This window comes from Alteromonas nitratireducens (genome assembly GCF_040812025.1).
Lineage (GTDB): Bacteria > Pseudomonadota > Gammaproteobacteria > Enterobacterales > Alteromonadaceae > Alteromonas > Alteromonas nitratireducens.
Map to the genome: position 1 here is coordinate 64,558 of NZ_JBFNPK010000013.1, position 13,581 is coordinate 78,138.

The 13,581-nt window shown below is 54.9% G+C and carries 15 protein-coding genes; 10 read left to right on the forward strand and 5 right to left on the reverse strand.

Going from position 1 to position 13,581, the window contains the following annotated elements:
• Positions 1 to 22: 22 nt before the first annotated feature.
• From gluQRS to panC, 5 genes are all read left to right on the forward strand, one after another.
• On the forward strand, positions 23 to 958 hold the full coding sequence (gluQRS, locus tag AB1N33_RS12060) for a tRNA glutamyl-Q(34) synthetase GluQRS (RefSeq protein ID WP_411271804.1): 936 nt from the start codon (positions 23 to 25) through the stop codon (positions 956 to 958).
• A gap of 99 nt (positions 959 to 1,057) precedes the next feature.
• Positions 1,058 to 2,359, forward strand: a complete 1,302-nt coding sequence (gene pcnB, locus AB1N33_RS12065; protein WP_411271846.1) for a polynucleotide adenylyltransferase PcnB — start codon at positions 1,058 to 1,060, stop codon at positions 2,357 to 2,359.
• Positions 2,352 to 2,852 carry a 2-amino-4-hydroxy-6-hydroxymethyldihydropteridine diphosphokinase gene (folK, locus tag AB1N33_RS12070; RefSeq protein ID WP_411271805.1) on the forward strand — a complete coding sequence of 167 codons (501 nt, stop codon included), beginning with the start codon at positions 2,352 to 2,354 and terminating at the stop codon, positions 2,850 to 2,852. Before pcnB ends, folK begins: the two co-directional genes overlap by 8 nt.
• Positions 2,853 to 2,904: 52 nt before the next feature.
• On the forward strand, positions 2,905 to 3,699 hold the full coding sequence (gene panB, locus AB1N33_RS12075; protein WP_411271806.1) for a 3-methyl-2-oxobutanoate hydroxymethyltransferase: 795 nt from the start codon (positions 2,905 to 2,907) through the stop codon (positions 3,697 to 3,699).
• 3 nt (positions 3,700 to 3,702) lie between these two features.
• Positions 3,703 to 4,554: a pantoate--beta-alanine ligase gene (panC, locus tag AB1N33_RS12080; RefSeq protein ID WP_411271807.1), complete on the forward strand. Its 852-nt coding sequence runs from the start codon at positions 3,703 to 3,705 to the stop codon at positions 4,552 to 4,554.
• Between the two features lie 9 nt (positions 4,555 to 4,563).
• Here the strand turns inward: panC and panP are convergent, their stop codons facing one another.
• Positions 4,564 to 6,204, reverse strand: coding sequence for a pyridoxal-dependent aspartate 1-decarboxylase PanP (gene panP, locus AB1N33_RS12085; RefSeq protein WP_411271808.1), 1,641 nt, complete (start codon positions 6,202 to 6,204; stop codon positions 4,564 to 4,566).
• Positions 6,205 to 6,598: 394 nt separating this feature from the next.
• Between panP and AB1N33_RS12090 the strand changes: the two genes are divergently transcribed.
• From AB1N33_RS12090 to AB1N33_RS12100, 3 genes are read left to right on the forward strand one after another with little or no spacing between them, the layout of a single operon-like run.
• A complete protein-coding gene (locus AB1N33_RS12090; RefSeq protein ID WP_411271809.1) occupies positions 6,599 to 7,279 on the forward strand; it encodes a CsgG/HfaB family protein in 681 nt (226 codons plus the stop codon).
• Between the two features lie 2 nt (positions 7,280 to 7,281).
• A complete protein-coding gene (locus tag AB1N33_RS12095; protein WP_411271810.1) occupies positions 7,282 to 7,650 on the forward strand; it encodes a DUF4810 domain-containing protein in 369 nt (122 codons plus the stop codon).
• A complete protein-coding gene (locus AB1N33_RS12100; RefSeq protein ID WP_411271811.1) occupies positions 7,640 to 8,314 on the forward strand; it encodes a DUF799 domain-containing protein in 675 nt (224 codons plus the stop codon). The genes AB1N33_RS12095 and AB1N33_RS12100 overlap by 11 nt, the downstream gene beginning before the upstream one ends.
• A 39-nt stretch (positions 8,315 to 8,353) precedes the next feature.
• Here the strand turns inward: AB1N33_RS12100 and AB1N33_RS12105 are convergent, their stop codons facing one another.
• Positions 8,354 to 9,097, reverse strand: coding sequence for a hypothetical protein (locus tag AB1N33_RS12105; protein WP_411271812.1), 744 nt, complete (start codon positions 9,095 to 9,097; stop codon positions 8,354 to 8,356).
• A gap of 139 nt (positions 9,098 to 9,236) precedes the next feature.
• Here AB1N33_RS12105 and AB1N33_RS12110 point away from each other — a divergent pair, with 139 nt between their 5' ends.
• Positions 9,237 to 9,959, forward strand: coding sequence for an EAL domain-containing protein (locus tag AB1N33_RS12110; RefSeq protein WP_411271813.1), 723 nt, complete (start codon positions 9,237 to 9,239; stop codon positions 9,957 to 9,959).
• Positions 9,960 to 9,973: 14 nt separating this feature from the next.
• On the opposite strand, the gene AB1N33_RS12115 is transcribed toward AB1N33_RS12110, so the two are convergent.
• Entirely contained in the window at positions 9,974 to 11,053 is a 1,080-nt protein-coding gene (locus AB1N33_RS12115; RefSeq protein ID WP_411271814.1) for an AraC family transcriptional regulator, read from the reverse strand.
• Positions 11,054 to 11,234: 181 nt separating this feature from the next.
• Here AB1N33_RS12115 and AB1N33_RS12120 point away from each other — a divergent pair, with 181 nt between their 5' ends.
• Positions 11,235 to 12,083 carry a DUF2306 domain-containing protein gene (locus AB1N33_RS12120; RefSeq protein WP_411271815.1) on the forward strand — a complete coding sequence of 283 codons (849 nt, stop codon included), beginning with the start codon at positions 11,235 to 11,237 and terminating at the stop codon, positions 12,081 to 12,083.
• Between the two features lie 2 nt (positions 12,084 to 12,085).
• Here the strand turns inward: AB1N33_RS12120 and trmB are convergent, their stop codons facing one another.
• Both trmB and AB1N33_RS12130 read right to left on the reverse strand, forming a co-directional pair.
• Entirely contained in the window at positions 12,086 to 12,757 is a 672-nt protein-coding gene (gene trmB / locus AB1N33_RS12125) for a tRNA (guanine(46)-N(7))-methyltransferase TrmB (protein ID WP_411271816.1), read from the reverse strand.
• Positions 12,757 to 13,581, reverse strand: a complete 825-nt coding sequence (locus tag AB1N33_RS12130; RefSeq protein ID WP_411271817.1) for an ABC transporter permease — start codon at positions 13,579 to 13,581, stop codon at positions 12,757 to 12,759. The genes trmB and AB1N33_RS12130 overlap by 1 nt, the downstream gene beginning before the upstream one ends.

Consider the following 13,581-nt stretch of genomic DNA (forward strand, 5'->3'; position numbering starts at 1 on the left):
CTGTCTGTTAACGCTGACATCCATGTCTCTTCAGCATTCCGCGCCATACACCGGTCGCTTCGCACCGTCCCCGTCGGGAGAACTTCACTTCGGCTCTTTACTTGCCGCACTGGCGAGTTACCTTGAGGCACGCTCACATCAGGGGCGCTGGCTGGTCAGAATGGAAGACATTGATACACCCCGGTGTATCGACGGCACCGATACCCTTATTCTGAACGCCCTTGAGGTGCATGGCCTGCACTGGGATGGCGAGGTCCTCTATCAGTCACGCTCGCATGCACGTTATCAGCAGGTAATCGATAGCTGGCTGGCAGACGGCGACGCCTATTTCTGTACCTGCACCCGCAAACAGATCCGCGAAGCGGGCGGGCATTATCAGGGTACCTGCCGACATCTTAACCGTCCGGCTGACGACGCGGCGGTGCGGGTTATACTGACTGACGACGATGGCAGTTCACACTGCCACAGCCTTGACTTTGATGATGCGATTCTTGGCCATCAGTCTGCGCTGGCCGGTTCAATTGAAGATGCCATCGTCAAACGGCGTGACGGTCTGTTTGCCTATAATCTGGTGGTGGTACTGGATGATATATTTCAGGGTGTGACCAATATTGTGCGGGGTGCAGACCTGCTGCCCACCACCTTCACCCACCGTGCACTGTATGGCCTGCTGAATCAGCCGGCACCCCATTACGCGCATATTCCGGTGGCGGCAGCCGAAGCGGGTTTTAAACTCAGCAAACAAAATAAAGCGGCACCACTTAACTTATCCACTCCGCAGCAAAACCTCCTGCGGGCACTGCGTTTTTTGGGCCAGCACACTGACCCGGCGTGGCAGGATCTCTCCCCCTCCTCACTGCTTGATGAAGCGGTACGTCACTGGAACATGAAAAAGGTGCCAAAAACACCCGAAATCATTGTCGATAGCGCCGAATCCACTTATCATAGCGGGCTTTAACAGGAAGGAGATGCCGTCATTATTAGCCGCGTGATTAAAACCGTAAAACAAGCGTTTTCCAAAGACAAAGTATCGTCCGAGGGGCTTCACGCCACGGTAATACCGCGATCAGAGCACGGTATTTCCCGCAAGGACATCAGTCCGAACGCACTGAAGGTACTGTATCGCCTGAACGGGGCCGGCTTCGAGTCGTACCTGGTTGGCGGTTGCGTGCGCGATCTGCTGATGGGCCTGCAACCGAAAGATTTTGATGTGGTGACCAATGCCACTCCTGAACAAATCAAGGGGCTGTTCAAAAACTGCCGCCTGATTGGCCGCCGTTTCCGACTGGCACACATTGTGTTTGGCCGCGAGATCATCGAAGTCGCGACCTTCCGCGGTCACCATGCCGACGACGGTGATGATGACACCAAACCGGCAGCCAAACAGAGCGAAGGCGGTATGCTGCTGCGCGATAATGTCTTTGGCACCATTGAAGAAGACGCCGAGCGCCGCGACTTTACCTTTAACGCCATGTATTACAACGTGGCCGATTTCACTATCCGTGATTTTGCCAACGGCATCGGCGCTATCAAGAAACGCAAAGTGTCGCTGATTGGCGATCCGGCCACCCGCTACCGGGAAGACCCCGTTCGCATGCTGCGTGCCATTCGCTTTGCCGTGAAACTGTCGATGACACTGGATGACGACACCGCCGCGCCAATCCGTAAAATGGCATCTCTGCTCAATGACATTCCGCCAGCCCGGCTGTTTGAGGAAACTTTAAAGCTGTTTTTGTCCGGACAGGGTGAGGCCACCTTCATGGCCCTGCGTGAGTATCACCTGCTGCAACCCCTGTTCCCGCAGTTAACGCCGTTTCTTGACGATGAAAACAGCCGTGAAATGAGCTTTGTACGCGCGGTACTGCGCAACACCGACGAGCGGGTTAATACCGGACAACGCGTTACGCCTGCCTTCCTGTATGCCGCACTGCTGTGGTATCCGCTCGAAGAGCATGCGCAAAAGCTGGAAGCCGAGTCCGGCCTGAATGCCCACGACGCTTACAACATTGCCATGGGCGAAGTGATTGCCCGTCAGGTGCAGCGTGTCATGATCCCGAAACGCTTCTCTACTGTCATTCGTGACATCTGGGCCATGCAGCAACGCTTACCGAAACGCTTTGGTCGTCGCGCGTTCCAGTTACTGACTCATCCTAAATTCCGTGCCGGTTACGATTTTCTGCTGGCGCGTGGTGAAATTGAAGGCGGAAAGCTGATGGAGCTGGCTGAGTGGTGGACGCAGTTCCAGCACGCGGACGCCGGTAAGCAGAAAGGCATGGTGGCCGCGTTACGTAAGCAGGAAGGCGCACCGCCACCACGCCGTCGACGCCGACGCTCAGCCAAAAGGTCTGACAATGCATAAGGAGCATGCCTACATTGGCCTTGGCAGCAATCTGGATGAGCCGGTAGCACAAATCGAAGTGGCGCTGGGAAAGCTGGATCATATCAGCGACTCCCGTGTCCTTTCGCGTTCTTCACTGTATGCCAGCAAGCCCATGGGGCCGCAGGATCAGCCTGACTTTATTAATGCAGTCTGTTTGCTGGAAACCGCATTATCACCGCTTGAACTGCTTCACAGCCTGCAGGCCATTGAGCTAGAGCAGGGCCGTGAGCGTAAGGGCGAGCGCTGGGGTGCACGCACCCTGGATTTGGATATTCTGCTTTATGGCAGCCTGACCATGAACACCAAAGAGCTGACCGTGCCGCATTACGGCATGGCGGAGCGTGAGTTTGTGATGGTACCGCTGTTTGAGATTGCGCCGTCCATGGTAATGCCGGATGGCAAACCCATTGCCCAGTGGGTTGCAAACTGTTCGCTGGAAGGACTTCGTCGCCTGCGCTCCCCTTCCAATTAACGATAAATTACGTATAGTTCCTCACACATTGTTCGCATAAAGGTCCTGATTTATGAAGAAAGTCACGGTATCCACCCTGCTGAAGATGAAACAGGAGGGCAAAAAAATCACTGCCCTCACCGCTTATGACGCCAGTTTTGCGAAGATGTTTGATGAACAGGGCATCGATGTGCTGCTGATTGGCGATTCGCTCGGGATGGTGCTGAAAGGTCAGGACGACACCCTGCAGGTGACCGTTGAGGAAGTAGCCTATCACACACGGTCTGTACGCAACGGAACGCAGCGCGCCTTTGTGATAGCCGACATGCCCTTTATGAGCTATGACACGCCGCAGAATACCTATCAGAATGCCGCAGCGCTGATGGCTGCCGGCGCCAGTATGGTGAAAATGGAAGGCGGCAGCTGGCTGTGTGACACCATTACCGGACTGGTTCAGCGTGGGGTGCCCGTATGTGGTCATCTTGGCCTGACACCGCAGTCTGTGCATGTGTTTGGCGGCTTTAAGGTACAGGGCCGTGCCGAGCAGCAGGCAACGAAAATGCTGGAAGAGGCCAAAGCGCTGGAAGCTGCCGGTGTTCAGTTGCTGGTGCTTGAATGTGTGCCGGTGGCGCTGGGTAAACTGATCAGTGAGTCACTGACTATTCCGGTCATCGGGATTGGCGCCGGTAAACACACCGACGGACAGATCCTGGTGATGCACGATATGTTCGCTATCAGCGCAAACTACATGCCGAAGTTTTCAAAGAACTACCTGGCCACGGCGTCAGATCTGCGCGGGGCGGTGGCAAATTATATCGACGAGGTCACCTCCGGGGCCTTCCCGTCTGACGAACACAGTTTTGAGTAAGCCATGAAAACCGTAAATACGATTAATGCCCTGCGTGAGCTGGTAACCGGCTGGCGTCAGGCCGGCAAAACCATTGGCTTTGTCCCCACCATGGGTAACCTGCATCAGGGTCACCTGACACTGGTTGATGAAGCGAAAAAGCACTGCGATGTGGTGATTGTCAGTATTTTTGTTAACCCTATGCAGTTTGGGGCCAATGAAGATTTAGACACCTACCCGCGCACCATCGAACAGGACAAAGCCCATCTGGTTGCCCATCACGCCGATGCCCTGTTCCTGCCAAGTGTGGATGCCATGTACCCGCGCGGACTGGATGTGCAGACCTTCGTTGAAGTGCCCGGCATTTCCGATGTGGTATGCGGGGCCAGCCGCCCCGGTCATTTCCGTGGTGTTGCTACCGTCGTCTGTAAGCTGTTTAACATGGTGTCTCCCGACAAAGCCTTTTTTGGTAAGAAAGACTACCAGCAGCTGAAAGTCATCAAGGCCATGGTGAGCGATCTGTCGATGTCGGTCACTGTGTTTGGTGTGCCGACACAACGCGAGGACAGCGGCCTTGCACTGAGTTCGCGCAATGGCTACCTGAATGATGAACAGCGTCGTATTGCACCAACGTTGTATGCACAGATGTGTAAACTGAAGGCACGCATTGAGAACGGCGAGCGCGACTATGCCGCGCTGTGTGACGACACCGCTGCTGCGCTCAATCAGGCCGGCTTTGCCACCGACTATGTGCAGGTGCTGCAGGCTGACACACTCACCCCGCCATCGCCGGAGGACACGGCGCTGGTCATTCTGATCGCAGCATTTTTGGGTAAAACCCGGCTGATTGACAATATTGAGGTTACGCTCGCATAGCCTCAATGATCAGGCTGTGCGCGCCGCCGGTAATACTGTTTCAGCCAGTTTGATGATTTCCTGCCACAGCGCTGTGCCGGTTGCAATCACATGCTGTTCAGCCAGAATGGCGGCAAGATCATTGTGGGTGGTCAGCGGGTTCGCCAGTACCACACGGAATACGGTTTGCGAGTAATCGGGATATCGAGGCGCTTCCAGGCGAGTACGTGAAACAAAGGATTTACCGGCCTCACGCTGCTGTTTCTGCACCTTCACTATCAGGCGATCCAGCTTTTCATTCAGCAGTTTACGGGTACGCTCGTCTGCTACATCCATTGCCTCTTGTACAATCGCGGGACAAACCCGGTAGGTCAGCAGCGACAGCGTCGGCGAGGTAACCAGCTCAAAGTCAGGATGGCGGGTGATCATGTCGGCAAAAGCCCGTGCTTTGTCGATACTCTGATCAATCAGCAGTTCATAACCGCGACGCCCCAGAATATGCAGCGACGCGTATACCATCATGGCCATACCGTTGCGCGAGCCTTCCAGGGTGGTCGCGCCTAAGTCTTTCGAGCCCTGACGCAGAATATACTGTGCATGGTGGCGTACCACGTTGGCGTCTTCGGGATTCTTAAACAACGCCATACCCGCGCCCATGGGTACGTACATTTGCTTGTGGGCGTCAATAGTCACAGAGTCGGCACGCTCAACGCCTTTCAGGCGATCGCGGTAGCTGTCGGAAAACAGCGTTGCGCCACCCCAGGCAGCATCAACGTGGAACCAGCACCCCAGTTCTTTTGCCACATCGGCCAGCTCGTCGAGCGGATCAACATGACCGGTTTCGGTGGTGCCACCAATGCCAACAATGGCCAGCAGTTTATTGCCGGCTTCCTGATAACGCTTGCCTTCGCGCAGCGCCAGTGCCGGATCAAGGGTCTGGTTCGGGCACGGCAGCGCCAGCAGTTGTTCACGCCCGATACCGAGCACATCCACGGCTTTTGACAGCGAGTAATGACCACGGCGGGAGCACATTACCCCCACATTATTCACGTTGTAATGGCGATAGGCCGCCGCGAGCCCGGCACGGGCGACGCCGGCAAAGCCCGGCTGAGGCCCCAGCAGTTTGTTGCGGGCCACCCACAGGGCGGTAATGTTCGCCACGGTACCACCAGAGCAAAATGCGCCCAGCGCATGACGTGCACTGTGCAGATGGCGGGCGTAAAAAGCATCATCCTCGTCATACACCAGGTTGTGCATCATACCAAGCACCTGTCGCTCCAGCGGCGTGAACGCCTTGGAGGTTTCAATTTTTACCAGGTTCTGATTGAGGCCCACCAGCAGTTTTGCCAGCGGCAGATGAAAATACGGCAGCGCCGAGGTCATGTGACCAATGAAGGTTGGCGAGTAGGTATTGACTGAATGCGCAACCAGCTTATCAAGCAGGGCTTCGGCGTGGGAAGAGACAAACTCTGGCGACTCCGGCACCCGGGCGTCAGAAAAATCCTGCTCAATTTCTTCCAGCGAGGTTTTTTTGGTCACCACGTGCTGGGACAGAAAATCCAGAATATTGTCGGACAGATGCTGTTCTATCTGTGCAAGTTTAGAGTCTTTATGTTCAGGTTTGGTAAAGACCCGATACATGTGCTCCAGACTAACCTGAGCTTTAGTCACACATCACACCTCTATCCACGTTGCACATCCGCTCTTCTCAGAGCCCCATACCGGCATCGCCACTGACATTACTGGATGTCAACTGCTCTCGTTAGCCATCCTGAAAACTTAACACAATGGTTTCAGGGAGGCGAACTTTACCCCAGATTGCAGCGATAGCCAAGTCGCGCTGTCCTGTCATTTCGTCTATACGTTGGTGAAGAGCAAGACGGTCAGTTATTCGTCATTGATAAGTGCATGACGAGTTTGATTGCTGTCATGCAGTGAGTTCTGTATAACAGCAGACGGAAAAAGGACTTCTCTGATGCCGCTTACCCCTCCCGGGAGGTAACGTTTCATCGTTGCTCCGTCCACTACCGTGTTTCATTTTTTTCTCTGATAATCAGGAGTAACTATGTTTAATAACCGCGTTAGCCGTCTGGCTTCTGCCGCCGCCATTGTTGTTGCCATCGGCAGTGCCGCCGGGTGCGCCACCACCTCGTCTAAGGTGGTAGACACCCCTACCGTTGATTCCTACAACACCAGCTACAGTGGTGAGAAAAGCAAGCTTGTGGTAGGTCAGTTTGTCAACCGCTCCAGCTTCCAGAACGGCATTTTCTCCAATGGCCAGGACCGTCTGGGTAACCAGGCAAAAACCACGCTGATGAGCCACCTGCAGCAAACCAACCGGTTTACCGTGCTGGACCGAGATAACATGCAAATGCTGCAGCAGGAAGCAGGCCTGGCCGGCAGCAGTCAGTCCATCAGCGGCGCCAGATTTGTTGTCACCGGTGATGTTACCGAGTTTGGCCGCAAAGCGGTGGGTGACAAGCAGCTGTTTGGTCTGCTGGGTAAGGGTAAATCGCAAATTGCGTATGCCAAGGTCACGCTGAACGTGGTGGATGTGACCACATCAGAAGTCGTGTATTCAGTGCAGGGCGCAGGCGAATACAGCCTGTCAGAACGCGAGGTTCTGGGCTTTGGCAGTACCGCCAGCTATGACGCCACACTGAATGGCAAAGTACTGGATCTGGCCATCCGCGAAGTGGTCAACAAGCTGGTTACCGGCATTGAATCAGGCGCCTGGAAAATCTGAGTATGAGAAAGGCAGTAACATGGCTAACGGTGACCGCCGCGCTGGTCACCCTGCTGTCCGGATGCAAGTCGACCGAGCCGCAGTATTACTATGGTGACTATACCACCGCCGTATACAGTTATTTCAAAGCCGACGATATCACGCTGGAAGCGCAGATCACCGCGCTACAGAACGTGATTGAACAGGCCAGCGCAAAGAACAAGCCGGTAGCGCCGGGCGTGCATGCGCACCTTGGCATGCTGTACTTTGAGGCAGGCAATCCAACCCAGGGGCAGTTCCATTTTGAACAGGAAATGCAGCTGTTTCCTGAGTCGGCGCAGTTCCTCAACTTTTTGCTGACATCCGGAGGCATCGCACGTCATGAATCGTAATTATTTATTCATACTTGTTGCGCTTGTCTCGCTGGGTGGCTGCGTAAGTTCGCCCGCGCCGCACGACTACAGTGCATTTCGCAATGCCGATCCGCACTCGATTTTGGTGTTGCCGCCAATCAATAACTCACCGGAAGTGATTGCCCCCTACAGTGTGATGGCACAGGTTGTCGCGCCCATTGCTGAATCGGGCTACTACGTCTTCCCGGTAGCCCTGGTTGATCAGACGTTTAAAAACAACGGTCTGACTGTGGCCAGTGATGTGCAGGCCGTACCGGTAACAAAACTACACGAGATTTTTGGTGCGGATGCCGCACTGTATCTGACGGTGGAACAATACGGTACCAGCTACGTGGTGATATCCAGTGACACTGTGGTCAGCGTCTCGGCTACGCTGGTTGATCTGCGTACGGGCACAGTGCTGTGGCAGGACGCGGCCAGTGCCTCGTCGGCAGAAACCCGGGGCGGCAACAACAATGGTCTGATTGGCATGCTGGTAGAGGCGGCGGTGAACCAGATTTTCGAAACCATCACCGATCGCGGTTTCGACATTGCTGCAATTACCACAAACCGGTTGCTGTCAGCAGACTCGCACAATGGCCTGCTGTACGGACCGCGCTCACCGCGCTACGGTCAGCCAGCGGCCAGCGAAAAAGCGCAGTAAGCTGTATTTCTGTTTGCCGGTGCCCCATGCACCGGCTTTTTATTGCGCGCGCTGCCGTGCTTCTGCCACCGCCCCAGCTTCATCTGCAATATTGAAAAACCGCGATTTACACTGTCGGCCGAAGGCCGTTTCCAGCGCCTTGGCCTGCGCAAAATCTTCTCTCGCGGACTGCTTCGAGGCATCCAGGTCGGCATTATATGACTGGGTTTTCTGCTGCTGGCTGCGGGTAAAGCTGGCGCGCTGCTGCTGATACGCCTGATTGGCTTTATTAAACGCGGTAATGCGTTTTTGTAAACTGGTCTGGCTTTGATTGTAGGCATCAACGGCCTGATTGTACTGCTTCACCTGTACCGACGAGTTACGATCGAGGCTGCGCTTTAAGGCATCAACCTGTTGCTGCTGCGCCTCGGCCTGCTCACGCAGGCGCGCAATGTCGGCACGTTCCTGCTCAAGCCTGCGCGCTTCACGGTCGAGCTGTCCGGCTTGATCACGCTGCCAGGATGACAGGTTGCCCTGCTGTTTTGACAACGCCTGTTTGTCTGCCCTTACCCGTGTATTCACCGCATCAATTTTAAAGCCCATGGTCAGACAATCAGTTAGTTCGGCCTGTGTCATAATGCGGCTTTTGTCGATTTTACGGCTGCCTTTCACCGTGATCCAGTCGCCCGACAACGTACGCTTTACCGCGTGCGCATCCAGAAAATCCTGGGTACTGGCTGCCTGTACCGTGGCAGCGGTGGTAAGCACACACAATGCGGTTATCAGTCGTTGGCTTTTCATCATTGGCCCTTTCAATTTTCGCGCAGAGAAAGACGATGACCGGGCTGCTCACAACACGCGCCCCATCCGTCTGTTTGTTGTTTACAGCTTTATACCCTTTTCTGCTATCTTTACCCTTATGGGAAATAATACACAGTAATTTATGCGCGCACCCGTTCAGGCAACCTCATTAACAATGGACAACATTGTGCCCTACTTCCAGCCGATTATGGATTTATCGGTGTCCAGAGTATGGCGCTATGAGTGCCTGGCCCGGCTGGTAACCGAAAACGACCGCACCTTTCTGCCTAACCAGTTTCTTCACCTGCTTGAACGCCAGAGTAACGTACAGGCGCTGGCAGAGGCCATGTTTACCCAGTCGGCGCGCTATTTCCAAACGCTCAACATGCCGTGGAATATCAATCTGGAAGAGAGCGATCTGACCAATCCGGCGCTGCTGGAACGGTTTCTTGAGTGTCTTACCGACTACCCCAATCCCAGTCGCGTGAGCGTTGAAATCAGCGCAAAAACCGCCCTGACGCACCCTGAAAAGGTCTGCGATTTCATCGAGCAAAGCCGGCCTCACGGCCTGGGCGTGTTTATTGATAATGTGGGCACACCGCCGGGCAACATTAAGCGCTTACTGGCACTGCCGATACGCGGCATTAAACTGGCTGGCGGGCTGGTCCGGCATTATGACAGCGATCCGGAAGTGAATGCGTTTGTCGACCACCTGCTCAACGAATGCCAGTTACGCAGTATTGATGTGGTGGCCGAGCATGTTGAAAGTGAAGAGTTACTGGACGTGATTTCACGCCTGCCTATTCGCTACGCACAGGGCTTTGTGTTCAGCAAACCCCAGCCCACGCCTTATTCGGTGCAGTAACACCGCGTTTTCTCTCACACCGTCGCGGCATTGCCATGCTGCAGGTACTGCTGCCGATAAGCGTTGGGCGAACAGCCCTCAATGGCTTTGAAGGCGCGATTAAATGACGACAACGAGGAAAAGCCGCTTTCCAGCCCAATCACCAGTACCGACCACTGCGCACTGTGTGCAGCAACGAGCAGGGCTTTGGCATGCGCCACGCGGTACTGATTCACCAGATGGCTGAAGTTATCTGCATCGAAATGATAGCGGATAGCGCGGCTTATTTTATACTCCGAGACCCCGAGGGCATTCGCCACGTCTATCATTTTCAGGCTTGGCGTCAGGTAAACCTGATGCGTGGTAAATTGCGTGCGGATCCCATCAATGACCGTGGCGTCTGCCTCAGGCACATTCTCCTCTTCGGCCATTTGCGGCATGGCTGGCCCGGACTGCTCCCGTTGCCGCTCCTTACACACCAGCAGCAACTGCGTTGTGATAAGGATAAACAGGGCTGAAAACACCACGAATACAGGCTGCAGCCGGGCTCGCAGTACCGGATCGGTAATCAGGTTAATCACAACGGTGCACAGCATCACGCCGGAAAAGAACGCAAAGGCAAACAGATAGCATTGCCAGGGACGCATCACTGCACCGTTATCAGGGGTTCTGAGTGCTTCCCACATGCTCAGCATAAGCACGGTGGATGAGAGTAACTGTGTGACCTCGCCGATACCACCACTGATAAGCTGTGAGGTGTCTGTCGAGAGCATAGCGGTAGCTGAGGCAAAGTGCACGCCCTGATTCATCATCACCAGCAGCGCAACCACCAGCGCCACAGCAATGTGCCCGGCCCCGATGGCATTATCGCCCCGGAAAATCGCGCGCGAGACCAGCCAAATAACGTTGCAGGTGGCACAGGTGCCGAGCCCGATGATGTACTGGTATGGCCCCACCAGATCAGCGCTCAGTACCTTCACCGACACCATTGCCAGCGAGCCACTGAAAATGGCAAATACAATGTGTTCAGCCCGTTTACGGGCTACAGACAGTTGCGCCAGCATCAGACCCAGACTGACGCACAGCAAAATACTATATGCGGTGCTGATGTTCATCACCCTACCCTCTTTTCTGACATACGCAGTGTACGCCGAAAAACCGTCCTGCGCCCGCAACAATTGTTAATGAATATGACCGGTCACGCGTATTTTGGGTATCAGATTCAGAATCTGACAGGACGATGCGCCCGTCACCGCGCACACTCGGCACTGTTTTTTGTGCAATGAGGAGTCTGTTATGAGCACGATGTTGTCCACCTTATCTTCAATAAGACTGCCGCTGTGGTTGTCTGGTAAATCGTCCACCGCGTTACTGATGCGCGGATGGGTAATTGCCGTGCTAACCGGTCAGTGGATGTTTGCGGTGTATATTTTTGCCCAATTCACCTGGCCCACCGTTACCGGTGCAATGAGCGAGACCACCACCGCACATATGATCAAGGGATTTGTTAACGGCGACGACGTTGGCAATGCCGTCATGCTGTTTCATATTTTGCCGGTGATGCTGCTGAGCCTGAGTGGAGTACTGCAACTGGTGCCTTCACTGCGCCAGCGTTACCCGGCGTTTCACCGCTTAAACGGACGTTTTTTTCTGCTGATTGGACTAAGTGGCGCGCTGACCGGATTGTGGCTGACCTGGGGGCGTGACACCCGCCTGAGCGATATCGGCGGGTTAGGTGTTACCCTCAATGGCATCCTGATTCCTGTTGCGGTAGCGCTGGCATGGCACTACGCCAAAGCCCGGCAGTTTGTGCAGCATCAGCGCTTTGCCATTCACGCGTTTATTCTTATTAACGGGGTGTGGTCGTTCAGGCTGCTGCTGATGGGATGGTTTATGGTCAACCAGGGGCCTAACGGCAACAACGCAACACTGGACGGCCCGATGGACCTGTTCCTGTCGTTCGCCAGTTATCTGCTGCCGATGGCCATTGCCGAGGTGTATTTTTGGGCGCAGCGCCGCCGAAGCCCCATCAGCGGACTGCTTGTGAATAGCGCCCTGTTGTTTGCCGTTGCAACCACGGCAACCGGTGTGGCGGCGGCCACACTGATGATGTGGTGGCCACGTATCAGCGCCGGCCTGTTCTGATGTTATTCGGCTTCTTCTGAGGCCAGTGTCAGTTGCCAGCAGGTTTGCCCGCTTTGGGTGTACTTGCGCTCAAACGGCGTAAACGTGTGTGCGGTATCGACCTCGCGCAATGCTGAGGCAAGCCCGTAATGGCGGGCGGCCTGGGCAAATTCCATCACGTACACCAGCCAGTTGCTGCGCACCTCAAAGGCGTTACTGGTGGCCATTAATGCTGGCATGGCGTCGGATGCGTGCCAGCGCTTTTGCACCTGAGACGACTTGGGATACGGATTGGGGTACAGCAGGTAGTGTTTTTCTACCTGCCACTGGCTTTGTGCCACCAGGCGCCAGAAGTCATTCACGTCAGCGCGAATCACGCGGTAGTTGTCGGCGTCACTGGCATAGGTGGCGTGCTTATCCAGCCGGGCTTCCGACTTATCAATGCCAATGACCCGGGCATGCGGATACTTCACGGCCAGTTTTGCCGTGCTCTCACCAACCCCACAGCACGAGTCCAGCACCACCGGCCCGTCAAAACCGTGAAGCCAGTCGTTCACCTCATCAAATGCTGCCTGGGTGTGCTGGCTGACCGGGCGGCGGGTAGCGGATGACTGATAACGTTTTACCAGCTCATCCAGCTTGTCATGCACGCCCTGCTGGTTGGTTGAGATGGCGCGGGAGTTGCCCGACACCATTAACTGCGAATTCCCTTACCGGTTTTCAGCAGGTAGTAGGCCACGCTGTACATCAGCACGTTAAAACCCACCAGCAGGATCAGCGACACCTCAATGCCCACGTCAGACTGCCCGAGGAAGCCATAACGGAAGCCATTTACCATATACACCACCGGGTTGGCCTGGCTCACTGTCTGCCAGAACTCCGGCAGCAGCTTAAGCGAGTAAAACACTCCGCCCAGGTAGGTCAGCGGTGTCAGCACAAACGTGGGAATCACGCTGATATCGTCAAACGTTTTTGCAAACACCGCGTTAATCAGCCCCGCCGTGGCAAACAGTGTGGCGGTAAGCAGTAAGGTCACAATCACCACCAGCGGGTGCTGCAGGTTCACATCAACAAAAAACATCGAAACCAGCGTAACAATAACGCCGATAAGTAACGCACGGGCAACCCCGCCGCCCACGTAACCAAAAATAATCACCGAAGTGGGCACCGGCGAAATCAGCAGCTCCTCAATATTGCGCTGAAACTTGGCGCTGAAAAACGACGACGAGACATTGGAGTAAGCATTGGTGATCACCGACATCATGATAAGGCCGGGCACAATAAACTCCATGTAGGTGAAACCGTCCATCTGCCCGATACGATCGCCAATCAGGCTGCCGAAGATAATAAAGTACAGGCTCATGGTAATGGCAGGCGGCACCAGGGTCTGGATCCAGATGCGCAGAAAACGGGTGCACTCTTTAATCCAGATGGTGTTAAGCGCAATGGCATTCTGTTTAAAGTAGCCCTGACGGGGGCTGGCCGAATTACTTTCTTTCGCTAGTGGTTGCTGTGACAT

Excerpts from the sequence above, each read along its gene's own strand:
- gluQRS (WP_411271804.1), top strand. The coding sequence starts at position 23 with ATGTCTCTTCAGCATTCCGCGCCATACACCGGTCGCTTCGCACCGTCC.
- folK (WP_411271805.1), top strand. The coding sequence starts at position 2,352 with ATGCATAAGGAGCATGCCTACATTGGCCTTGGCAGCAATCTGGATGAG.
- panB (WP_411271806.1), top strand. The coding sequence starts at position 2,905 with ATGAAGAAAGTCACGGTATCCACCCTGCTGAAGATGAAACAGGAGGGC.
- panC (WP_411271807.1), top strand. The coding sequence starts at position 3,703 with ATGAAAACCGTAAATACGATTAATGCCCTGCGTGAGCTGGTAACCGGC.
- AB1N33_RS12090 (WP_411271809.1), top strand. The coding sequence starts at position 6,599 with ATGTTTAATAACCGCGTTAGCCGTCTGGCTTCTGCCGCCGCCATTGTT.
- AB1N33_RS12095 (WP_411271810.1), top strand. The coding sequence starts at position 7,282 with ATGAGAAAGGCAGTAACATGGCTAACGGTGACCGCCGCGCTGGTCACC.
- AB1N33_RS12100 (WP_411271811.1), top strand. The coding sequence starts at position 7,640 with ATGAATCGTAATTATTTATTCATACTTGTTGCGCTTGTCTCGCTGGGT.
- AB1N33_RS12105 (WP_411271812.1), bottom strand. The coding sequence starts at position 9,097 with ATGATGAAAAGCCAACGACTGATAACCGCATTGTGTGTGCTTACCACC.
- AB1N33_RS12110 (WP_411271813.1), top strand. The coding sequence starts at position 9,237 with ATGCGCGCACCCGTTCAGGCAACCTCATTAACAATGGACAACATTGTG.
- AB1N33_RS12115 (WP_411271814.1), bottom strand. The coding sequence starts at position 11,053 with ATGAACATCAGCACCGCATATAGTATTTTGCTGTGCGTCAGTCTGGGT.
- AB1N33_RS12120 (WP_411271815.1), top strand. The coding sequence starts at position 11,235 with ATGAGCACGATGTTGTCCACCTTATCTTCAATAAGACTGCCGCTGTGG.
- trmB (WP_411271816.1), bottom strand. The coding sequence starts at position 12,757 with ATGGTGTCGGGCAACTCCCGCGCCATCTCAACCAACCAGCAGGGCGTG.
- AB1N33_RS12130 (WP_411271817.1), bottom strand. The coding sequence starts at position 13,581 with ATGTCACAGCAACCACTAGCGAAAGAAAGTAATTCGGCCAGCCCCCGT.